Raw genomic sequence first — 20,195 nt, forward strand, 5'->3', positions numbered from 1 at the left:
TTTTACTGAGGATATGATATAGTGATACGAATATGCAGAATCGGAAATGATCATGAACCCGTTTTTGGGTCATCATTGGAAGATGTAAAAGAAAATAATATTCAGTGGCACTGGGCGGATTTTTATAATCCTGATGAGCAGGAAATGAAAATGCTGTCAGATTTCTATCATTTTCACCCTTTAGCCATTGAGGATTGTATGGATAATTTCAATCAGCGCCCTAAAATGGATTTTTATGAAGATTATCAGTTTCTGGTCCTGCATTCTCTTGAGCAGAAAGAGCTTAGTGCAGTAGAATTGGATATGTTCGTCGGGGAAAATTTTATTGTAACGTTTCATAAGGAACCTGTTCCGGAACTTGAAGCTACCTGGAAAAGCATGCAGGACAGCAAAAGCCTGAAAAGGGGCCCGTTTTTCTTGATGCATTCATTAATTGATAAAACGGTGGATGAATATTTCCCCCCTGTATATAAAATGGAAACAGAGTTAAATGAAATAGAAGACAACACCAAGAACGATACGGTCAGTGAACTGATGGATCAATTATTTGATCTTCGGGCAGATTTGTCAAAATTAAGAAAGACGATTCTGCCGATGAGAGATATGCTGTACAGGATGACTCATTCTGAACGGCTGAACTATTTGAAAGAGCAGCATCTTTATTTCAATGATGTGCATGATCATCTGCTGAAGCTTGCTGAAATGCTTGAATCCTACCGGGATTTTTCATCAGACATCAGAGACAGCTATTTGTCGCTGAACTCTAATAACATGAATACCACCATGATGACATTGACTGTGATTACGACCATATTCATGCCCCTGACATTTATTGCAGGAGTTTATGGAATGAATTTTAAAAATATGCCAGAACTGAATTGGCATTATGGCTATTATATCGTATGGGCCGTTATGCTTGGAATTGCACTCTGCATGTTTTTGTATTTCGTGAAAAGAGGATGGCTTGGATCTGGAAGAAGAAAAAGAAAAAAAGGTCTAAACAGAAGATAATGCAGGTAGAAGCAGGGATGAATATATTCCTGCTTTTTTCTGTTATTTATGCACTCGTGCGTTCAATAGTTTAGATAGGTGTTGCGGTTTTTTGTAAAAATTTGCTATAATTTGACGTGGTATATTTTCATAGATTTACATATCAATCATATTCTGGAGGTGGACCATGGAATTTGCAGAACTGACGAAGCATGAAGAAAAGAAAGAGTATGCAGGGTTTTGGATTCGCGCAGCTGCATATCTGATTGACGGGATCATTGTCGGCATTCCGCTTTATGCCATTTATTTTGTCTGTACGATGGTAATAGTGGGGGCGGCAGGCGGATTTTCTGATGAAGCACTTTCAGATTCCGATTCAGCAGCCATAATAATTGGAATGATCATATTATTCCTTATTACGTTTATCACAGTCACTTTATACTTTTCTTGGATGCATTCCTCTAAGTGGCAGGCGACACTCGGCAAGAAGATAGTAGGCCTGAAGGTGACTGATCTGCAAGGGAATAGAATTTCTTTTTGGAGAGCTTTCGGCCGGCTTTTTGCTATGTATTTATCTGGCATTTTTTATATTGGCTACATTATGGCAGCTTTTACTGAAAAAAAGCAGTCCCTGCATGACTTAATTGCCGGAACGGTTGTAGTAAAATCCCGGAATTGACATCATATTAGGCAGCTGCAGGGCCATAGGCGGAAAAAGGAGGGATCTTGTGGAAAGAAACGAGATTGCAGATCATTATACGAAATATTCCGAGTGGCTCCAAAGCTTAAAGGAAATGTGTGAAACGGAATGGATAACACCGGTTGCGGAAGGGAAATGGCCGCCTGCAGCCATTATCAGCCACATTTATTTCTGGGATACATTTTCCCTTCATGAACGGTTTCCATTCATTGAAAAGAATGCGAAGCTTAGTCCGTATCCTGATTTTCAAGAGTTTAATAATGAAGCAGAAAAGTTTGCTGCGAGCGGTATTTCAAAAGAAGAACTATTAAATAATCTCCTCGAGATAAGAGAGGATATGAAAGAATTTGTTAACAGGCAATCTGATGATATGCTGGATGTGCTTTTTTATATTGGGGAACACAGCCTGACTCTAAGAGAATACTTGACTGATTTTGCTTCGCATGATTTGCATCATCAAGAACAAATCATTAAGGGCCGCAGGTAGAATATAAAGCAGATTGCATATGCAGTCTGCTTTTTCTGCGGCATTAAACAAATACAGAAGATTGCCGACATTAATATAGAGAACCAAGAAATTCATAAAACAGATTAAATGGAATACCGCAGCTGACAACAGCCTATAACGAGATTTAGCTGCAGGAAAGGCGAGGGAGATATGGAAAGCAATAAAGGAATTCTTCTTGAAAGCGGAACAAATGAACTGGAAATCGTTGAATTTTCCATAGGAAAAAATAAATTCGGGATTAATGTTATAAAAGTAAAGGAAATTATCAATCCGGTAAGCATTACTGAAATTCCCCATGCGCATGATCATGTTGAGGGAATCATTGAACTAAGAGGCGAAGTTTTGCCTATAATTGATGTGGCAAGAGCTCTCGGATTTAAAGGCTCAGATAACCCCGCGCAAGATAAATTTATTGTGGCGGAATTTAATAAACAGAAGATTGTTTTTCATGTACATAATGTGACACAGATACATAGGATTTCCTGGAATCAGATTGAAAAGCCTTCTAATATGTATCAGGGGCTGGACAGCCAGATTATCGGAGTCATTAAGTTAAATGGTGAAATGATCCTTCTCCTGGATTTTGAAAAAATTGTGGTTGACATCAATCCGGAGTCTGGAATTAACATTCAGCAGGTGAGAAAGCTGGGAACCCGTGAACGATCTAATAAAAAGATTGTTGTTGCAGAGGATTCGGCATTATTGCGAAAGCTCTTGCAGGATACGCTAAGCGAAGCGGGCTTTCATAATATTGACTTCTTTGAAAATGGCCAGGATGCGCTATCATATCTGGAGGAAATAGTTTCAACAGGAGGGGACATTGAAACAAGTGTACAATTGGTTTTGACAGATGTTGAGATGCCGCAAATGGACGGACATCATTTTACCAAAAGAATTAAGGAAAGCAGCAAGCTGAAAAACTTGCCTGTTATCATATTTTCTTCACTCATTACCGATGATTTATTGCATAAAGGAAACATGGTTGGAGCAGATGCACAAGTGAGCAAGCCGGAAATTGCAGAATTGATTGGCCTTATTGATCAGTTAATCCTGTAATTTGCCCCTCCTGGAGAAAAGGAAAATCAAAAACGCCCAAAGGACATATTTGTTCTTTGGGCGTTTTTGATTTGTAAGCAAATGAAATCGTTTTAGAAGTATTGATTGCTAGGAGATGCAGAAAAGGGATCCCGGTGCTTTAATACTTAAATCCCTTTCCTAAAAATGAGGAGGGGAAGGTGTTTTGAAATGATTTTTTTGGATTTGTCTTTTGGCCGGCAGGGCGTTTGTGGTGGTCTTTTTTATTTAGGGCATTGCAGGCGGCTTGTCCTATATAAGCCTGAAGTATTTGTTTTGCCCGATTTAAGGAAAGGACGGTTTTGGGATTTCTGACAGATTGCGACCTGCTGCCTAAATGAGGCAAAGTCTTTAAGTCTTCCCTTGTCGGGGGCAGGTGAAAAATATATTCTCCGCAGCTGATAATAACATCCGACTGCTGTGCTGAAAATTTTGGATGATCAGAGAAATGCAGACCCATTTTTTTTGCCTTTCCCTCACTAAGGAGTTTGTTTAAAGAAAGGCGCTTCAATTCATATAGCAGTTTTGGCTCCGGTGCAGTTTTTGCATGTTTATTTATTATGAAGATAGCCTGGGCAAGAGAATTGGCCTCCGCATGATCATTGTCGTCAGTTTGCCCTTTATTCTGGTTCATAGGGAAACTCCTTTCCTAAAGTAGCTTTTAGCATGCAGTACATATTATACCATTTCCAAAAAAGAAGGAAAATAAAAGAATACAGGAAAAAAAGGCCGGGTCTTATCAATTGCCCTGCTGAGGATAAAAATATGGCAGGCAGGAAATGCATTTCTTGCACAGCAAAGGTGAAACTTGATGGAAAGTTTCACTTTTTTCAGGTGGCTCTGTTAAAGCCTCGAAGGTTTGACCAAATTCTGATTGCAGCGGTTGTGCGGGAAAAGTGGCAGGGAGACACAGGTGTGCGGCGGAGAGCATCCCTGCCGGCCCGCGGGAAAAATTACTGAAGCGAAAAATATTTGGCCTCGTTTACCTTTGCTGATTATAAATGTTAATATTTTCTGTCACGCCTGCCTGGCTGCCGTAAACAGGCGGATATCCTGGGTAAGGAGGATAAGCAGGATATGGAGGGAATGGATAGCCTGGCTGTATTGGCGGGTAAGGCGGATAAAATGGACGTGCAAAAGGGCGGAATAATAATGGCCCAATGGCAAGTCCTGCTACAAATGGCAGCAGGGGAAAAAATCTTTGATCCTGATATTGTCCATTGCGCGAGTAAAAGGAATAAGGAATGTTTATATGATTTGATGGATAAAATTGCTGTTGCATAGGTTAACCTCCTTTTTCTCTTATTCCTTACAGTGTATGGTGTTTTGTTTATTTGGAGCCTGTATTATATGTTTTAGGGAAAAGTAATCTGTGCAGGCAGGAAACCCTGAAATGAACTGCCTTATTCTTTTTTTCGGACTTATTTACCATACAAGGCAGCAGAGAAGGATACGGGTGCAAGGAGATTTCCGGGACGAAGAGGAAACGGTATTTTTGGCAGCTTGCTGCAGCATTGCTGTAATGGTATGGTTTTAAAGGGCCTTGTGAAAATCAGGTGAAGTAAAACATATTTTAACTAAAAGATAGAAGTTTAAGGTAAAATATGAAAGATGTACTTAGAATGCTTGTAGAATGATATAATTTATATAAAGTGCAAATAGAATGTTGCAAAAGCTCTTTATCCAGACAAATAAACAAAAAAAATATTGGGAAAGCATATAGATGCTTTTGATAATATAATTACTAACAATACTGCTTGTTGAAATCATAAATAACGGTACTATATAAAATACGGGCGTGCGTGATTTTCATATTGTCTCCATAGCATGGGAATTTCAGTTCCGGCGATGAAAAAAGGCAAATCTGTACAATTGCAGCTCATAAAGTATTTTGGGAGAAATGAGATCCAGGTTTTTCCTTCAGTATTAAACCTCGCACCTCAGATCAAAAGAGCTTTTGGCAGAAAAAAAGGTTTCACCCTTTTTGATGCTTAGCATTTTCAATGCCCGCGACGAGGACAGGTGTGCTTTTGATGAAAAAATATAGAAAAATAGGTTAATTTATTATCAGCCTATCTTTTATATGCTGTTTTCCTGATAATAACAAACTATGTGCATAATAAGCAGAATATAGTATTTTTTTAATATGATTGAAACGAACCAGAAAAATAGATAGAAAAAGGAGTGCAATCTTTACAGGAAGATTTCATTCTTGCTTTATTGATGAACACCTATACGGGGGTAACAGAATGATGACTCTGCCATTGTTTTTAACAATGATTATACTTTTTTTTACATTGGTTTTCCTTATCCATGGAAAATTCAGAGCCGATTTAATTGCCTTAGCCTCCTTGTTGGCGCTGGGTTTAACACGTATATTGACGCCTGACGAAGTTTTATCCGGATTTTCGAATTCTGTGGTAATCATGATAGCCGGCCTTTATATCGTTGGTGCAGGAATTTTTAATACAGGACTGACTGAAGTAATTGGCTCACAGGTAATCAAAATGAGCAAGGGAAGCAGGCTTAGACTTCTTATCATTAGTATGATTACCACTGCCATATTAAGCGGATTATTAAGCGGAACAGGAATCGTGGCCATTTTGCTTCCGATTGTCATGAGCATGGCGATAAAGCAGAAAGCCAGTCCGTCGCGGTTTTTGATTCCCATTGCCTATGCAAGCAGCATGGGCGGAGTTCTGACATTGATCGGGACACCTCCAAACTTGATTGTGGATGCTGTACTGAAGAAAAATGGTTTTGACGGATTTAAATTTTTTGATTTTACGCCGATTGGATTAATTATCCTTGCAGCAGGGCTTTTATTTATGCTTGCAGCAGGAAGAAAACTGCTTCCTGACCGGTCTGCACCTGCCGGAAGCGGGATAAAAGGGCTTTCAGCTGGAGAGCTTGCTGGCATGTATAAAATTTATGACAGGCTGCATTATCTTCATATCCCTGCACATTCAGACCTGGTTGGAGAAAGACTTTCCGACCTGAAGCTTCCAGAAAAGTATGAAATCACCGTGATTGAAATCAAAAGGGACAATGAAGAAAAGTCAGGTTCCGATGCCTCATTAAAAGAGGATACTTTGTCTGCAAGTGCAGATGAAATCTTCCATCCTGAAGATATTATTTTAGTTTTTGGTGCAGAGAATGATGTATGCCGTCTCGCAAAAGACTATGAACTAGAGTTAAAGCATTTTAATACAGAGCAGATAAAAAGCCATTTTGCCAGCAGTGAATTCGGACTGACAGAAATTTTGATCATGCCGAATTCAGATTATGAAAACCAGACATTGCGTGATATCCATTTTAGGGAAAAATATCAGTGCAGTGTTCTTGCCATTAACCGGAAGGGAGAATATATTCAGGCTGACGCAGGAAATGAACAGCTCAATCCTGGAGATGCACTTCTCATTCATGGAAGATGGGAAAATATAGAAAGGATATCTGCTGATTTACAGGATATTATCGTAATTGGGAGTGCCCCAGAAGAAAGTGAAAGGAGCCCTTACTCGGCTAGAAAGGCGTTAATGGCTGCTGTTATTACCGGGCTCATGATTCTCTTTTTATCCATTGATATTATCTCGCCGACAATTGCCGTTCTTTCAGCCGCATTTCTAATGATTGTAACAGGCTGTGTAAGGTCCATTGAAGAAGCCTATCAGAGAGTGCAATGGGAGTCGGTAATCCTTATTGGAGCCTTGATCCCGCTTTCTGGGGCCTTGGAAAAGACAGGCGGATTATTAATGATCAGCACCTGGCTGGAAAAATCCCTAGGTGATCTTGGTCCATACGGCGTTTTGGCAGGTTTTTATTTATTGACGATGCTTTTGGGTCAATTCGTGTCAAATGCTGCTACCGCCATTATAATTGCGCCTATTGCCTTTACATGTGCGATTAATATGCACTATAGCCCCGATCCGATTTTGATGTCTGTTGCTGTAGCTGCGAGCATGGCATTTACAACGCCTGTTGCATCTCCTACCAATGCACTGGTCATGACCGCAGGCGAATACAGGCTTAAAGATTTCGCTCTGATTGGCATATTGCTCCAAATATTAATCGGGATTATCATGATTTTCACTATTCCATTATTTTTTCCGTTTTAACCATAAGCTCTTTTAGAGTGTTGTTTTTAATGTTTTCAGTGAGGCGATCTCATTGTTAATCGGTTTGTTTGGAGCGTAAGGTGCCCGAGGATAGCGAGCATCCCGGAGCGGAAATCAGCCACCATGTTCCATAGCAGCAAAGTTAACAACAGCATAAACATAAGAGCTGAAAAAACCATGTTCAAATGTAGAACATGGTTTTTTGTCGTAAAAGCCCGATTGATTCTGCTTGCTATCAGCAGGGAAACCCGCTCTAATGGAAGTTTTATCTGATCAAATATGTAAATGATTTAGTAACCCATACGGGCTCCCAAGTGATATAATTTTTTCATAATGTACTTAAAAAAAGGGGGAGCACATCATGGATGCAGATGAAATAATTACCCATCCTGAGCGGATACAGCCTTTTTTTCAGCCTGTTTTCAGTGCTGATGAGCATATGGTTTGCGGTTATGAAATACTTGGCAGCTACCAGCATGGCACTGATTATCAAAGCCTTGATCCATTTTTTCAAGACAAAAGCATACCAGAAGAATACAGAAACGAAGTGGCTAACCATTTGCTCGAAAAAGCTCTGGACATAATCGCGGCAGAGAAGGAAGAATTTTTGATTTTCATTAACCGGGACCCTGGCCAGCTTATGAGCGACCATGGTGAATCTTTTTTGGAAATTATAAAAAACCGCCTGGCTCCTGCCCAATATTCAAGGGTTGTCCTGCAATTAACTGACAGGGAGCATACAGAAGCGTTTGACTCTTTTTTGCACGTGCTAACCTATTATAAAACCTATGGAATTAAAATATCTCTTAAGCATATTGGTGAAGAAAGGCTGCTTGACAGGTTTGCGCTTATTTCACCCCAAATTCTTGTTGTGAGCCTTGAAGAGCTAAAGAAATCCGGCAGTGATGCCCTGCAGATCACTCTTTATTCATTAGGGATACTTGCAAGGAAAATCGGGGCAAATCTTTTGTTTGAAAGTATAGACAGAGACTATCAGCTCAGATTCGCTCTAAAAAATGGAGGAAGGTATTATCAGGGAGGCTACCTGGCACTGCCCGGTTCTTCATTTATACCTAAAGATTTGTTGAAAGAAAAAATAAAAGAAGAGAGCCAGCGATATATTTCTTTTGAAATGAGGAAGCTTGAGATTGTTTATCAAAAAACGATGAAAATAAATGAAGATATTCAGCTGCTCCTATCTAAACAAAAAAAATTCAATACATATGAAAGTTTATTAAAGTCTCTGACTGCCAAGCTTGAGTCAATGTGTTTCCGCCTATATATTTGCAATGAAGAAGGATACCAGAAATCAGCTAACTTTTTGAAAAAAGATGGATCATGGACAGTTCAGGAAGAGTATCTTGAAAAAAACTGGAGCTGGAGGCCGTATTTTTTAGAGAATATAATCAGGATGAGAAATGAAAAAAAAGGAATATTATCTGATTTGTACAGCGATATTGAAACAGGTGAAACGATCAGGACATTTTCTTATCCTTTAGATGGCAGCCATTATTTATTTTTGGACTTATCATATGAATATTTATATGAAAATGAGGAACTTTTGTAAAAAAGCTGTATGCGGAATAAAAGCCATAAAAAGGTGCCATTCTAACCAAAAGAAATGAATGGAGAGGAAATGCGCTTGAGCATGTTTATTTGGATTTTATGCATCGCGGCAGCGGGGATTATCGTGTATTCGATTTATTACACCCTTGTAATCGCCAGAACACAAAAAGCAGTGAATCAATATGATGGATCTGTAAATGAAAAGGTTCAAAGCCACCCTTATTTCCGCAATCCGGTTTTTATTGCCTTTATTGTTTTTTTTCTTCTGATGGGCTTGCTTATCATGTATTTTTCTTTTAAATAACTTTGTTAACTGATTGAGGTTACCTGGATTTGGAGACTGCTGCCGGTTAAAGGGACAAACGAATTCTTCAAAAAAAGACTTCAATACGGAGTCTTTTTTTTCATCATTTTTCCAGCTCCAATTCGGTTTTCTGCTGCAGGGAAGGGGTATTGAATGAATAAGAACAAAGTACAATGCATATAGCGAATCTATACGGGGAGTGATTTTGTTGAAAAAATACTTTTTACTTTTTACGGCCGCTCTGATTGCAATGGCATTATCTTTCAGCAGTGCGGAGGCAAAGGGCAAGGTACATAATAACAATACCTTTAGAATCGTGCAGGAAGCTTTTAAAAAACAAGTTTCCATCAGTGAAAAACCAAGAACAAAAAAAGAAATTCATGATATTCTGCAAGGTTATTTTACAGAAGATGTTATTAAAAAATTCATGAAGGAAAATGTAGTAAAGGTAAAAGGGGGATATGCAGCATTAGGCTCGGATAATGCCGCATATTATATTCCTTTCTTTAACTATGGAACTAAAACAAAGGTAATTGAAAACCAGAAACGGAGCATAAAATATGTGCAGGAAAAAATGCAGGCAGGTGAAGGGCCTGTATCATATGCCCCGCATTATGAAACTGTAAAGATGGAGAAAATTTCAGGAAAATGGAAGGTCAGCGCTATTTCCATTAATAGCAGAAAGTTGCCGGCAGCAGCCAAATAAACAAGCAATCCCCCGCAAATGATAGGGGGATTGCTTGTTTATTTGGCTGTTTTCGTATACTTTGTTGCTATGGAACAAGGTGGCAGATTTCCGGTCCAGGATGCTCGCTTTCCGCTAATCTAAGCAGAAGTCTCGCTCCTTACGCTCCAATCAACCTGACTTAACAATGGAATCGTCACACAGAACACATAAAACAATCTGTAAGAAAGGAGCCTTATTTATTTAGGACAGGGAGAGTGTCTCTTTAATTTTATCGATCTCAAAGCCGATTATTGCCTGGCCGTTTATCACAATAGTCGGTGTAGAATAAGAGCCGTATTTTTTTGTCAGCTCTTTCATGCTGGCAGCATCTTCTTTAATATTTTTTTCTTTAAAAGAAATTTGATTTTCCTGTAAAAACATCTTCATAATCTTACAGGGAGGGCAGTCAGGCTGCGTAAACAGGATAATGTCGTTCATGATTACCTCCAAGTTTCATCGTATATATAGTATATAGCGATTTTGTGTATTTTAAAAGAATACAGTCTGTAAATGTCCAAGTTTGCTGTTTATTTAAGATTTAAACTGCCATGGCTTAATCTTGAACATGTGAAATCGTACTTTTTTGACCGCCGCTGATCTTGATAAAGTAATCTGCCATTCCCAGTGCGCTTACTTTTAAGTCCAGTTTAAGAATATCAAATACCCGATGTGAAGCAGGAACTCCCTTTTCATGAAGATGGGTGCTTATTTGGCGATACAGCACAGCTGCTGTTTGTGAAGCCTGCTCATCCATGCTTTTATCAGAGGAGTAAGATGTTTCTGCTGCAGAAAGGAATAAAGGAAGCCAATGTTTTATTTGGGCATACACATGTAATGGATGATTGGAGTTTCCGAAATGCCCAAAGTAAATTTTTTTAATTCCCAGACGTTCATATAACTGAAGAGCCATAAGCATTGCATCGGGATTAAACTGGTTAGGCGACGTGGAAGGAAGGTAAAATTCAATATTCAATTCCTGTAATTCGCTATAAAATATACCTGCCGTGTCTCCAGTGAACATTCCATTGGAAACCGAATCATGTATGCTCAAGTGATGGCTGGCGTGCCCTGGTGTGTCATAAAATGTCAATGTGCAGGATTCTGAAAGCTGAAGAGTTTCTTTATCATCTTTAATTAAGATAGCGTCATGGGGAATTGGCAGTATGGGTTCGAACAATTTACTGAATTCGCCTTTATAAACACCTTTTGCACTTTCAATCAGTCGTGCAGGATCCTCAAGATGGCGGGCTCCTTTTTTATGTACGATGACTTTGGCTTTTGGACAGTATTTGAGAAAAAGACCGAGACCTCCTGAATGGTCCAGATGAATGTGGGTAATAATTATATAGGCAATGTCTAAAGGAGATATGCCGATGTCAGTTAAGCCCTCCAATATGCGGGGAACTGATGGGCTTGCTGAAGTTTCAACGAGTGCCAGCTTTTTTTCTCTTATTACATAAGTGCCTGTCCTGTTTGGAATGTTTAAATCATATCCATCTATCAGAGTGATTCTATCATCAATCTTATTAATATTCGACAAAATCCATCACCTTCTTTTAATTTGGATGTTTTTCGTAAACTTTTGTTGCTATGGAACTGCGCCTGCAGGTTCCCGCCTTTCCCGACAATCTAAGCGGGAGTCTCGCATCTTACGCTCCAATCAAACCTATTAACAAAGGAATTGCCTCACAGAACTCATTAAATAACACAATCTTTAAGAAAAGTGACTATAATTTTTAATGTACAAAATCTCTTCCTTATTTTATGCTGATACTATGGCCATGTAAATAAAACGTTTTGAATAATTCTGAATTTAATTCGTTGTGGTTATTGGATAGAAATATATGATATAGTGAAACCTATCGATAAGGTTTTATTCAGAAAGGAGAGGGAGTATGTCTCAATTACAGGGCATTCTTACCAGATTAAAAAGTTTACAGGAGCAAGCGAAGGAAACTGAATCTGCTCAGCGTTTTTTTGAAATAGATGGAGTGAAAATTTGCCAGGTTACATATTTCAGCAAAACAGAAATGTTTGAATTGGAAGTATTTAATGAAAAAAGCAAGTCATCTAAATATCAATTTGATAATATTGATATGATTACAATCGAAATTTTCGATTTGCTGCAGGCTTAATTAAAAAGCTGCCCTATGGATTTTTTGATGTTATAGCAGGCCTCAATACTAAAAGCCGTACTTATTGGTACCGACCCTCGAAAGTTAGAGTGAAAAATCTAACTTTCGGGGGTGTTTTTATGGCTAAATATAGTGAAGAATTTAAAATAAAGCTTGTCACCGGTATTTAGATGGAAATCTTGGCTATAAATCATTGGCAAAAAAAATATAATATGGGCAGCCAGACACCAATCGTGGAATGGGTAAAAGTCTATAAATCTCAGGGGATGGAAGGATTAAAACGAAGAAAGACGAAGAAGAAGTATTCTGTTCAATTTAAATTAGATACGATACAATTTATGTTACTTACAGGTGCTTCTTATTTAGAAACAGCTGTTCAATTTAATTTGAACAACCCTTCCTTGACTAAACGCTGGATGAAAACATTTCAAGAACAGGGAGTAGAAGGCATGAAACTAAAATCAAAGGGGCGGCCTTCTATGTCTAAGAAACCCAATAATCAGAAGAAAAAGGAAGAAAAAAAGGGAACACGAGAAGAAGAGTTAGAACGTGAGAATGAACTACTAAGACTGGAGAATGCGTATCTAAAAAAGCTGAGAGCTTTTCGCGAGAATCCGAACGCCTTTCACGAAAAGCACAAACCAAGATGGCATTCGAACTTAAAGAAGGAGGATTTCGATTAAAAGATATTCTCTTTGTTATGGGAATACCGGAAGCAACTTATCACTATCATGTGAAAAATTTTAACAAATATGACCCGGATACCAAATTAAAAGAACTCATTGCACACCTATTTTAAAAATTTTATGAACGCTACGGTTATATACGTATAACGGAGGAATTAAAGAAATTAGAACATCTTATCAATCATAAAAAAGTCTATCGTATTATGCGGGAGCTAGGATTAAAATGTGTGAAATTCATGCGAAAATCTCGTACTTATAATTCCTATAAGGGGACGATTGGAAAGGTAGCGAAAAATCGATTATCTCGCCGTTTTAGCACACCTGTCCCTCTTCAAAAATTAGTCAGAGAGAAATTATATTTAAATCCGATTCTTGACCTTTATAACGGAGAAATTGTCGCGTTTGAAATGGGGAAACGTCCAACGATAGATCTTGTCATGAAACCTTTGAAAGAAACATTAGAGGTACTAAAAAATCATGCGACCTATCGCACCACTATCCATTCCGATCAAGGCTGGCATTATCAGCACAACAAATGGGTCAGGACGTTAAAAGAAAATTAAATATTTCAAAGCATGTGACGTAAAGCAACCTGCGCAGACAACGCTTCGATGGAGAATTTCTTTGGCATTTTAAAGCAGAAATGTATAATGGGGGAAAACTAGTAAGTTATGAAGAATTAAAAAGTCGAATAGAAGAATATATCCACTGGTATAACAATGAACGATCAAAAACAAAATTAGCTGGATTGAGTCCAGTCGAATATCGAACTCAATCTAGCCAATCAGCTGCATAATAAAACTCTAACTTTTGGGGGTAACCACCATTCCGCTGGTGGGAATAAGTACGGCTTTTTATGTTCCCGCTGGAGAGGAAATCGGCCGGCCAATGTACCAAAAGGCTGAACTTAAAAGACTTTTTCAGCTGCCGCCTGACCGTTCTTCAGGTTAATATAACAACTGACTCTTCTTGCCAGTTCCAAGGCAAATATATGTATGTGATGTGATGGAAAACCGCATCCTATAAATTGAATACAGCGGATGGCCTGTCATTCAGGCGCCGATGGTTAGCAGAAAAAATCTGGCGGTTAGTCTCCCTGGAGACTAACGAACCTATAATGGGGGATTACTGCCTGCAAAAACGAGTAATAGGGAGGGAAGTTTATGAATTCACCTGTTGTCAGATGTCCAGAGTGCAGAAGTGAAAGGGAGATAGAACATGTATTGACCGCTCAGTCCAATCAAAATGTCATTTATCAATGCAGCCAGTGCGGGTATGAATTGAGAAATATTAAAACAGATAAAGGGTAAAGAAGACAGTTAAATGAATAAATAAATCAGGTATTGCCAGAAGAAAGTTTCCCCTGCCTATGGTACACTTATATAGCGTAAAGATAAAAACAAAGACATATAGGTAAGGGGATTTTAAAATGATTGGTACACATGATGGGGATTTATTGGACTCAAGTGTTAAAGACCTTATGATTTCTTCAGAAAGGGTAGCACATGTGCAAGTGGCCAATAATCTGGAGCATGCTCTGCTCGTTTTAACCAGAAGCGGATATACAGCGATTCCCGTATTAGATCCAATGTACAAGCTGCATGGTCTGATCAGCACACCTGTAATTTTGGATGCAATCATGGGACTTCAGAGAATTGAATTTGAAGAACTTGAAAATAAAAAGGTTTCAGAAATTATCAATAGAGACATTCCAAGGCTTCATATAGACGACAAAGTCAGCAAGGGACTGGAATTGTTAATAGATCATCCTTTTGTATGCGTTGAAAACGATGAGGGTGTATTTGAAGGAATCCTGACACGCAGGGCCATTTTAAAGAGAATACGCATTAAGTGACACATAATGAGAATGGGTTCAGACTTTTGCCGGCAGGAGTTCCGCTTTGTATAAGTGTCATTAACGAGAATAGCCAGCTATTCAGGAAACAGCTCCCGGTTGGGGGCTGGTTTTATTTATTTGCTCAGAGCCACACCTTCTGCAGCCGGCGGTTCCGCTGGATTCACGCATTATCATTCCAGCCCGTCATTGTTTAAAAATTAAAATTATGTAAGGAGGGACTCATACGTTGGGGTGGGCATTTTATAAATCCGTAAAAGAAAACAAGCAAACAAGACGCAGCTTTGTTCTTGCAGCTGTTATGCTTGCTATGTTCATGAATGCAATCGAGGGAACCATCGTTTCTACAGCAATGCCTGCCATTGTGAGCGATCTCGGAGGTTTTTCTCTTTATAGCTGGGTGTTTTCATCGTATCTATTGATGAATGCTGTTACCGTGCTGATTTATGGCAAGCTGTCAGATTTATTTGGAAGAAAGCCGATTCTGATTTTTGGAATCATTGTGTTCTTAATAGGTTCGATATTATGCGGATTTGCTCATACGATGAATCAGCTGATTATATATAGATTCATCCAGGGTTTCGGGGCTGGAGCGGTCGCCCCGGTTGCTTCCACCATCATTGGAGATATTTATGAAAAGAAAGAACGTGCGAAAGTACAGGGGTACCTATCAAGTGTGTGGGGAATTTCAGCCGTCATGGGACCAGCACTGGGAGGCCTTCTTGTCCAGGCGCTGACGTGGAGGCTCGTATTTTGGATTAACATTCCCCTGGGTATTTTATCCATGATCGGACTTGTTTTGTTTCTGCATGAAAATGTTAGTAAGAAAAAACCAGAAATTGATTATGGCGGAGCCGCATTGCTGACAGCCGGCATTTCCGCTGTCATGATCATTCTGGTAGAAGGCGGAGTTCATTGGCAATGGGGATCCTGGAAGATTATTAGTCTCGGGGCATTCGCGCTGCTCGCCCTGTTTTTATTTGTCAGGCAAGAACGAAACTTTCCTGAACCCATGATGCCGTTTGAAATTTGGAAAGAAAAATCCATCCTGCTGGCAAATCTCGTATCTCTGACTACGGGTATTATGATTATTGGATTATCCAGCTACCTGCCGGCTTTCGTACAAGGCGTGATGGAAAAGTCTCCTACTGTGGCGGGTTTTACTTTAACCTCCATGTCCATTGGGTGGCCCATTGCTTCGGCTCTTTCCGGGAGACTTTTAGCGAAAATAGGATTTAAATTTACTTCCATTATTGGCGGGGTTTCCTTAATTGCCGGCAGTGCAATCCTTGTACTGATGAAGGCTTCCTTTGGACCGCTGCTGGCTGCATCTGGCACATTTCTTATTGGAATCGGGATGGGGCTAACCTCCACATCCTTTATCGTCCTCATTCAAAATACAGTAGAATGGGAGCGTCGGGGCATTGCAACTGCTTCTAATCTTTTTATGAGAAACCTCGGCAATACTGTCGGTGCAGCCCTGTTAGGCGGCATCATGAATGGAACTCTGCAAACATATCTGCATCAGCACAGTGATCGCAAGTCCCTGACGATTGATGATGCTAATTCTTTGTTAAACGCCAAAGAACGCCTGCAGATCCCGTACAAACTGAGACATATCCTACAGGAGGGGCTGACAATTTCACTTCACCATGTTTATTTGATCGTCCTTTTATTCGCTGCTGTCAGCCTTGCCTTGCTGCTACTCCTGCCAAAGAGCCATAAGATTGATTAATTTTAAAGGAAAAGGCGATAAATCAGCTGCAAGATAAGGGCAATAGTTACGGCGTGCAAAATCTTTTTTAGATGATTTGCAGAAATTTTTCTTGCCGCCCGTACTGCCAGCTGGGCACCAGCGATAGACCCTATCGCATAATATATAGCGACATCCCATTCGAAATTACCGGCATACAGATAAGACAGAAATGCTGCCCCGCAGCTGATGAAGGTCTGAAAGCGGGTAAATGCCAAGGCCTTCAGGTAGCTTGCACCATTGTTTAAAAATGTGTACATCAGCAGGGTCGCCTGTCCAGGGCCAAACATTCCATCATATACACTTATCCCAAAAAGGGCAGGATATGCTTTTTTAGGGATATACCAATCACCGCCTTTTTGTTTCGGTTTTTTAAAAAAACTGATTGTAAACGCCATGCATAGGAGAATAACAGCCATAATATTCATTGTTTTTTCGCTGAAAGAATTCGCAAGCATTCCGCCTGTCAATCCCCCAGTCAAGGCAAAAGGAATCAGGGTGAGTACATCTTTTAATGTCAGCTCTCTTTGCTTTAACAAAACATAAAAACTTGAAAACGAAGAAAACATGTTTGAGAACTTAGCGGATGCTATAACAGAATGTATCGGAATTCCGATAAGCAGCAGCGATGGCATGCCGATTAATCCGCCGCTTCCGGCAAGTGTGCCAATAAAAGTAGCTGTAAATCCAATCACGATCAATAAAACAATTGTCATTTCGCTCGCTTCCTTTCTTTTTCTCTTGTATTATATGCCGTTTAAGTTGATAATTAAATTCTGATAAAATTAATCAAAGACATAAGATTTAGTTATCATTGGAGGTGCGAACGGTTATGTTATTTACAGAATTTCAGCTTCTGTCCGTTTTAGCGCAGGAAATGAATATGAGAAAAGCTGCTGAGCGTTTATTTGTTTCACAGCCAGCACTTTCTCAAAGACTGCAGAACATTGAAAATGATTGGGGGAAGAAATTGTTTCTCCGCTCCCAAAAGGGGCTGTCCCTTACTCCTGCAGGCGAGGCAGTGATTCGTTTCGCGAATGAAGTAATTGAAAAAGAAGAAAAGGTAAGGGAAGATATACAGTCCATGGATCATGAAGTGTATGGCACGCTAAAAATAGCTTGTGCAACAATCGTGGGTCAAAACTGGCTGCCGCAGGTTTTGAAAAAATTCGTTCAAAAGTACCCTTATGCGAAAATATCACTTATTACTGGCTGGAGCAGCGAAATCCTAAAATCATTATATGAAGGGCAGGTCCATATAGGAATCATCAGGGGTGCCCCTGACTGGAAAGGGGTAAAAAAGCACCTTTTCACAGATAAGCTTTATCTGGTCGATACCGAAATGAATGAATTAAGCCAGGTTCTGGAAACAGAACGGCCATTTATTCAATTTAAAAGCGATTCCAATTATTATCAGGAAATTCAGGACTGGTGGCACAGACAATTCCAGACCACTCCCAAAAATACAATTGTCGTCGACCAGATTGAAACCTGTAAACAAATGGTGTTCAATGGAATCGGCTATGCCATCCTGCCTGCCATTACTCTGCATAATAAAGACGAGAATGTATATAAAATCCCGCTCAGCAATGATCAAAAACATTCCATCCAAAGAGATACCTGGCTTTGCGGATATGAATCTGCTTTTGGGCTGAAGCAGGTACAGGCATTCACTGAAATTGTCAAAGAGCATATTCAGATGCAGGAAATATAATTTCATTATCATGGGGGTGGCAGGTTTCCCCGGGAAATTTATTTTTCAGCTTTAGGTATGCAATAACTTGTTTTAAATACTGTAGTTTGGTAAATTTAAATCTGAAAAATGATACATACAGGAGGACTATAAGCATGAAAATGATGGACGCAAATGAGATTATCTCATTCATACAAAACAGTAAAAAATCAACACCAGTAAAGGTATATGTAAAAGGTGATCTAGAAGGTGTCGATTTCGGGGATTCTTCCAAGACATTCATTACCGGCAGCACCGGAGTGGTGTTCGGTGAATGGGACATTTTAGGCCCAATCCTTGAGGGAAATAATAAAATTGAGGATTTCGTAGTAGAAAATGACCGCAGAAATTCTGCTATCCCATTGCTTAACCTGAAGGGAATCAAGGCAAGAATTGAACCGGGCGCAATCATCCGCGACCAGGTTGAAATCGGCGATAATGCAGTCATCATGATGGGAGCTTCCATTAATATCGGATCAGTGATCGGTGAAGGAACCATGATTGATATGAACGCCATTCTAGGCGGAAGAGCAACGGTAGGAAAGAACTGCCATATCGGAGCCGGCGCAGTCCTTGCAGGTGTTATTGAGCCTCCTTCCGCAAAGCCCGTTGTTGTTGAAGATGACGTGCTGATTGGAGCAAATGCAGTTGTTCTTGAAGGAGTAACAATCGGCAAAGGAGCTGTAGTCGCTGCAGGAGCCATTGTAACAAAAGATGTGCCTCCATATACGGTTGCAGCCGGAACTCCAGCGAAGGTCATTAAAGAAATTGATGAAAAAACCAAGTCGAAAACAGAAATCATGCAGGAGCTTCGCCAGCTTTAATAAATCTATATACATCCCACAAAAGCGCGGACTGCTTTATCCGCGCTTTTGTGCTTAGGAGGCAGTGAAAATGGAACAAATCAATCCGTTCATCGAGATACGCAGAGAACTTCATCAAATACCGGAATTGGGTTTTAAGGAATTTAAAACACAGCAATTTTTATTAGATTATATAAAAACTCTTCCGCAAGATAATCTTGAAACAGAAACATGGAAAACAGGCATTTTCGTTAGAATTAAAGGCACCAGCCCCCGTAAGACCATCGGATATCGGGCAGATATGGATGGACTTCCCATTAAAGAAGAAACAGGGCTGCCTTATGCATCACGGCATGAAGGAAGGATGCATGCCTGCGGCCATGATTTGCACATGAGCATAGCGCTTGGCGTACTGACTCATTTTGCACATCATCCTGCAGAGGACAACCTGCTCTTTATATTCCAGCCAGCAGAAGAAGGGCCTGGCGGTGCTGAGCCCATGCTTAAGACAGAAGCTATGCGAAAGTGGCGTCCCGATCAGATCCTTGGGCTTCATATAGCACCCGAATACCCTGCGGGCACTATCGCCGTCAAAGCGGGCCTGCTTTTTGCAAACACGTCAGAGCTGTTTATTGACTTAAAAGGAAAGGGCGGCCATGCGGCATATCCCCATGAAACAAAGGATATGGTAGTTGGTGCCTGCTCACTAGTCGGCCAGCTGCAGACTATTGTGTCGAGAAATATCAACCCGCTTGATTCTGCGGTCATTACAATTGGCAAGATAACAGGAGGCACCGTTCAGAACGTCATTGCTGAAAATGCCCGTCTGGAAGGTACAATACGGACGCTTAATGCCGATTCCATGCTTAAGGTCAAAAGCCGGATTGAAGCACTTGTCAAAGGAATCGAAATTGGCTTTGAATGTGAAGCTTCAATCGATTATGGAAGTATGTATTATCAGGTGTACAATGAGGAAAAGCTGACAAGGGAATTCATGGAGTTTGCCGAAAAACACTCAAGTGCAAAGGTCATTGAATGCACCGAGGCGATGACCGGCGAGGACTTTGGCTATATGGTGAAGGAGATACCCGGTTTTATGTTCTGGCTTGGTGCAGGCTCTGCTTATGGCTTGCATCACTCCATGCTAAATCCGGATGAAGAGGCAATCGGCACAGCGATACCATTGCTGATTTCTTATATAAGCTTCAAAGCAAATAGAATGTAAGAAATGCATGCAAAGAAAAAGA

23 protein-coding genes are annotated in these 20,195 nt (G+C 40.0%); 18 read left to right on the top strand and 5 right to left on the bottom strand.

The window, feature by feature from the left end; all coding sequences use genetic code 11:
* The first annotated feature begins 21 nt into the window (after positions 1–21).
* The 4 genes from corA (at position 22) to ACN6MY_RS09145 (ending at position 3,254) form a co-directional block, all read left to right on the top strand.
* Positions 22–1,011 (top strand): magnesium/cobalt transporter CorA, encoded by a 990-nt coding sequence (corA, locus tag ACN6MY_RS09130; protein ID WP_419883666.1) that lies wholly within the window; start codon positions 22–24, stop codon positions 1,009–1,011.
* Between the two features lie 166 nt (positions 1,012–1,177).
* Positions 1,178–1,669: an RDD family protein gene (locus ACN6MY_RS09135; protein WP_419883667.1), complete on the top strand. Its 492-nt coding sequence runs from the start codon at positions 1,178–1,180 to the stop codon at positions 1,667–1,669.
* Between the two features lie 49 nt (positions 1,670–1,718).
* Positions 1,719–2,177, top strand: a complete 459-nt coding sequence (locus ACN6MY_RS09140; RefSeq protein ID WP_419883668.1) for a DinB family protein — start codon at positions 1,719–1,721, stop codon at positions 2,175–2,177.
* A 171-nt stretch (positions 2,178–2,348) separates the two neighbouring features.
* Entirely contained in the window at positions 2,349–3,254 is a 906-nt protein-coding gene (locus ACN6MY_RS09145) for a chemotaxis protein (protein ID WP_419883669.1), read from the top strand.
* A 139-nt stretch (positions 3,255–3,393) separates the two neighbouring features.
* On the opposite strand, the gene ACN6MY_RS09150 is transcribed toward ACN6MY_RS09145, so the two are convergent.
* Positions 3,394–3,906 carry a YkyB family protein gene (locus tag ACN6MY_RS09150; RefSeq protein ID WP_419883670.1) on the bottom strand — a complete coding sequence of 171 codons (513 nt, stop codon included), beginning with the start codon at positions 3,904–3,906 and terminating at the stop codon, positions 3,394–3,396.
* Positions 3,907–4,254: 348 nt separating this feature from the next.
* Positions 4,255–4,554 (bottom strand): penicillin-binding protein, encoded by a 300-nt coding sequence (locus tag ACN6MY_RS09155; protein ID WP_205684407.1) that lies wholly within the window; start codon positions 4,552–4,554, stop codon positions 4,255–4,257.
* Between the two features lie 967 nt (positions 4,555–5,521).
* Here ACN6MY_RS09155 and ACN6MY_RS09160 point away from each other — a divergent pair.
* The 4 genes from ACN6MY_RS09160 (at position 5,522) to ACN6MY_RS09175 (ending at position 9,963) form a co-directional block, all read left to right on the top strand.
* Positions 5,522–7,387, top strand: a complete 1,866-nt coding sequence (locus ACN6MY_RS09160) for an SLC13 family permease (protein ID WP_419883671.1) — start codon at positions 5,522–5,524, stop codon at positions 7,385–7,387.
* A gap of 361 nt (positions 7,388–7,748) precedes the next feature.
* Positions 7,749–8,954, top strand: coding sequence for an EAL-associated domain-containing protein (locus ACN6MY_RS09165; RefSeq protein ID WP_419883672.1), 1,206 nt, complete (start codon positions 7,749–7,751; stop codon positions 8,952–8,954).
* A gap of 75 nt (positions 8,955–9,029) precedes the next feature.
* Complete coding sequence (locus ACN6MY_RS09170) at positions 9,030–9,257, top strand: hypothetical protein (RefSeq protein ID WP_419883673.1); 228 nt, start codon at positions 9,030–9,032, stop codon at positions 9,255–9,257.
* A 208-nt stretch (positions 9,258–9,465) separates the two neighbouring features.
* Positions 9,466–9,963 (top strand): DUF3993 domain-containing protein, encoded by a 498-nt coding sequence (locus ACN6MY_RS09175; RefSeq protein WP_419883674.1) that lies wholly within the window; start codon positions 9,466–9,468, stop codon positions 9,961–9,963.
* Positions 9,964–10,185: 222 nt separating this feature from the next.
* On the opposite strand, the gene ACN6MY_RS09180 is transcribed toward ACN6MY_RS09175, so the two are convergent.
* Together ACN6MY_RS09180 and ACN6MY_RS09185 are read right to left on the bottom strand one after the other, a co-directional pair.
* Positions 10,186–10,422, bottom strand: coding sequence for a glutaredoxin family protein (locus ACN6MY_RS09180; protein ID WP_419883675.1), 237 nt, complete (start codon positions 10,420–10,422; stop codon positions 10,186–10,188).
* 115 nt (positions 10,423–10,537) lie between these two features.
* Positions 10,538–11,524 carry an MBL fold metallo-hydrolase gene (locus tag ACN6MY_RS09185; protein ID WP_419883676.1) on the bottom strand — a complete coding sequence of 329 codons (987 nt, stop codon included), beginning with the start codon at positions 11,522–11,524 and terminating at the stop codon, positions 10,538–10,540.
* Positions 11,525–11,879: 355 nt separating this feature from the next.
* On the opposite strand from ACN6MY_RS09185, the gene ACN6MY_RS09190 reads away from it, so the two are divergent.
* From ACN6MY_RS09190 to ACN6MY_RS09220, 7 genes are all read left to right on the top strand, one after another.
* Positions 11,880–12,119 carry a YkuJ family protein gene (locus ACN6MY_RS09190; RefSeq protein WP_071351707.1) on the top strand — a complete coding sequence of 80 codons (240 nt, stop codon included), beginning with the start codon at positions 11,880–11,882 and terminating at the stop codon, positions 12,117–12,119.
* Between the two features lie 179 nt (positions 12,120–12,298).
* Complete coding sequence (locus tag ACN6MY_RS09195; RefSeq protein WP_419883677.1) at positions 12,299–12,802, top strand: helix-turn-helix domain-containing protein; 504 nt, start codon at positions 12,299–12,301, stop codon at positions 12,800–12,802.
* Positions 12,803–13,041: 239 nt separating this feature from the next.
* Positions 13,042–13,368 (top strand): DDE-type integrase/transposase/recombinase, encoded by a 327-nt coding sequence (locus ACN6MY_RS09200; protein WP_419884125.1) that lies wholly within the window; start codon positions 13,042–13,044, stop codon positions 13,366–13,368.
* 80 nt (positions 13,369–13,448) lie between these two features.
* Complete coding sequence (locus tag ACN6MY_RS09205) at positions 13,449–13,601, top strand: IS3 family transposase (protein ID WP_419883678.1); 153 nt, start codon at positions 13,449–13,451, stop codon at positions 13,599–13,601.
* A 367-nt stretch (positions 13,602–13,968) separates the two neighbouring features.
* Positions 13,969–14,115, top strand: a complete 147-nt coding sequence (locus ACN6MY_RS09210) for a hypothetical protein (RefSeq protein WP_419883679.1) — start codon at positions 13,969–13,971, stop codon at positions 14,113–14,115.
* Positions 14,116–14,234: 119 nt separating this feature from the next.
* The gene (gene cbpB, locus ACN6MY_RS09215) at positions 14,235–14,660 is read left to right on the top strand and encodes a cyclic-di-AMP-binding protein CbpB (RefSeq protein ID WP_071351706.1); all 426 of its coding nucleotides are present in this window, start codon (positions 14,235–14,237) and stop codon (positions 14,658–14,660) included.
* Positions 14,661–14,961: 301 nt separating this feature from the next.
* Positions 14,962–16,395: an MDR family MFS transporter gene (locus ACN6MY_RS09220; RefSeq protein WP_419884126.1), complete on the top strand. Its 1,434-nt coding sequence runs from the start codon at positions 14,962–14,964 to the stop codon at positions 16,393–16,395.
* 2 nt (positions 16,396–16,397) lie between these two features.
* Here the strand turns inward: ACN6MY_RS09220 and ACN6MY_RS09225 are convergent, their stop codons facing one another.
* A complete protein-coding gene (locus tag ACN6MY_RS09225; RefSeq protein ID WP_419883680.1) occupies positions 16,398–17,129 on the bottom strand; it encodes a sulfite exporter TauE/SafE family protein in 732 nt (243 codons plus the stop codon).
* Positions 17,130–17,245: 116 nt separating this feature from the next.
* Here ACN6MY_RS09225 and ACN6MY_RS09230 point away from each other — a divergent pair, with 116 nt between their 5' ends.
* The 3 genes from ACN6MY_RS09230 to ACN6MY_RS09240 all read left to right on the top strand — a co-directional run bounded on the left by ACN6MY_RS09230 (position 17,246) and on the right by ACN6MY_RS09240 (position 20,173).
* Positions 17,246–18,127, top strand: coding sequence for a LysR family transcriptional regulator (locus ACN6MY_RS09230; protein ID WP_419883681.1), 882 nt, complete (start codon positions 17,246–17,248; stop codon positions 18,125–18,127).
* 134 nt (positions 18,128–18,261) lie between these two features.
* Positions 18,262–18,969 (top strand): 2,3,4,5-tetrahydropyridine-2,6-dicarboxylate N-acetyltransferase, encoded by a 708-nt coding sequence (gene dapD, locus ACN6MY_RS09235; protein ID WP_419883682.1) that lies wholly within the window; start codon positions 18,262–18,264, stop codon positions 18,967–18,969.
* Positions 18,970–19,039: 70 nt separating this feature from the next.
* The gene (locus tag ACN6MY_RS09240) at positions 19,040–20,173 is read left to right on the top strand and encodes an N-acetyldiaminopimelate deacetylase (protein ID WP_419883683.1); all 1,134 of its coding nucleotides are present in this window, start codon (positions 19,040–19,042) and stop codon (positions 20,171–20,173) included.
* Positions 20,174–20,195 lie beyond the last annotated feature (22 nt).

The sequence above is a fragment of the Peribacillus sp. B-H-3 genome, assembly GCF_048572925.1.
GTDB lineage: Bacteria > Bacillota > Bacilli > Bacillales > DSM-1321 > Peribacillus.

What these genes read in the sequence shown, in the direction of transcription:
- ACN6MY_RS09135 (WP_419883667.1), top strand. Translation starts at nt 1,178, where the DNA reads ATGGAATTTGCAGAACTGACGAAGCATGAAGAAAAGAAAGAGTATGCA.
- ACN6MY_RS09145 (WP_419883669.1), top strand. Translation starts at nt 2,349, where the DNA reads ATGGAAAGCAATAAAGGAATTCTTCTTGAAAGCGGAACAAATGAACTG.
- ACN6MY_RS09150 (WP_419883670.1), bottom strand. Translation starts at nt 3,906, where the DNA reads ATGAACCAGAATAAAGGGCAAACTGACGACAATGATCATGCGGAGGCC.
- ACN6MY_RS09155 (WP_205684407.1), bottom strand. Translation starts at nt 4,554, where the DNA reads ATGCAACAGCAATTTTATCCATCAAATCATATAAACATTCCTTATTCC.
- ACN6MY_RS09160 (WP_419883671.1), top strand. Translation starts at nt 5,522, where the DNA reads ATGATGACTCTGCCATTGTTTTTAACAATGATTATACTTTTTTTTACA.
- ACN6MY_RS09165 (WP_419883672.1), top strand. Translation starts at nt 7,749, where the DNA reads ATGGATGCAGATGAAATAATTACCCATCCTGAGCGGATACAGCCTTTT.
- ACN6MY_RS09180 (WP_419883675.1), bottom strand. Translation starts at nt 10,422, where the DNA reads ATGAACGACATTATCCTGTTTACGCAGCCTGACTGCCCTCCCTGTAAG.
- ACN6MY_RS09190 (WP_071351707.1), top strand. Translation starts at nt 11,880, where the DNA reads ATGTCTCAATTACAGGGCATTCTTACCAGATTAAAAAGTTTACAGGAG.
- ACN6MY_RS09200 (WP_419884125.1), top strand. Translation starts at nt 13,042, where the DNA reads ATGCGAAAATCTCGTACTTATAATTCCTATAAGGGGACGATTGGAAAG.
- ACN6MY_RS09205 (WP_419883678.1), top strand. Translation starts at nt 13,449, where the DNA reads ATGTATAATGGGGGAAAACTAGTAAGTTATGAAGAATTAAAAAGTCGA.
- ACN6MY_RS09210 (WP_419883679.1), top strand. Translation starts at nt 13,969, where the DNA reads ATGAATTCACCTGTTGTCAGATGTCCAGAGTGCAGAAGTGAAAGGGAG.
- cbpB (WP_071351706.1), top strand. Translation starts at nt 14,235, where the DNA reads ATGATTGGTACACATGATGGGGATTTATTGGACTCAAGTGTTAAAGAC.
- ACN6MY_RS09220 (WP_419884126.1), top strand. Translation starts at nt 14,962, where the DNA reads ATGCTTGCTATGTTCATGAATGCAATCGAGGGAACCATCGTTTCTACA.
- ACN6MY_RS09225 (WP_419883680.1), bottom strand. Translation starts at nt 17,129, where the DNA reads ATGACAATTGTTTTATTGATCGTGATTGGATTTACAGCTACTTTTATT.
- ACN6MY_RS09230 (WP_419883681.1), top strand. Translation starts at nt 17,246, where the DNA reads ATGTTATTTACAGAATTTCAGCTTCTGTCCGTTTTAGCGCAGGAAATG.
- dapD (WP_419883682.1), top strand. Translation starts at nt 18,262, where the DNA reads ATGAAAATGATGGACGCAAATGAGATTATCTCATTCATACAAAACAGT.
- ACN6MY_RS09240 (WP_419883683.1), top strand. Translation starts at nt 19,040, where the DNA reads ATGGAACAAATCAATCCGTTCATCGAGATACGCAGAGAACTTCATCAA.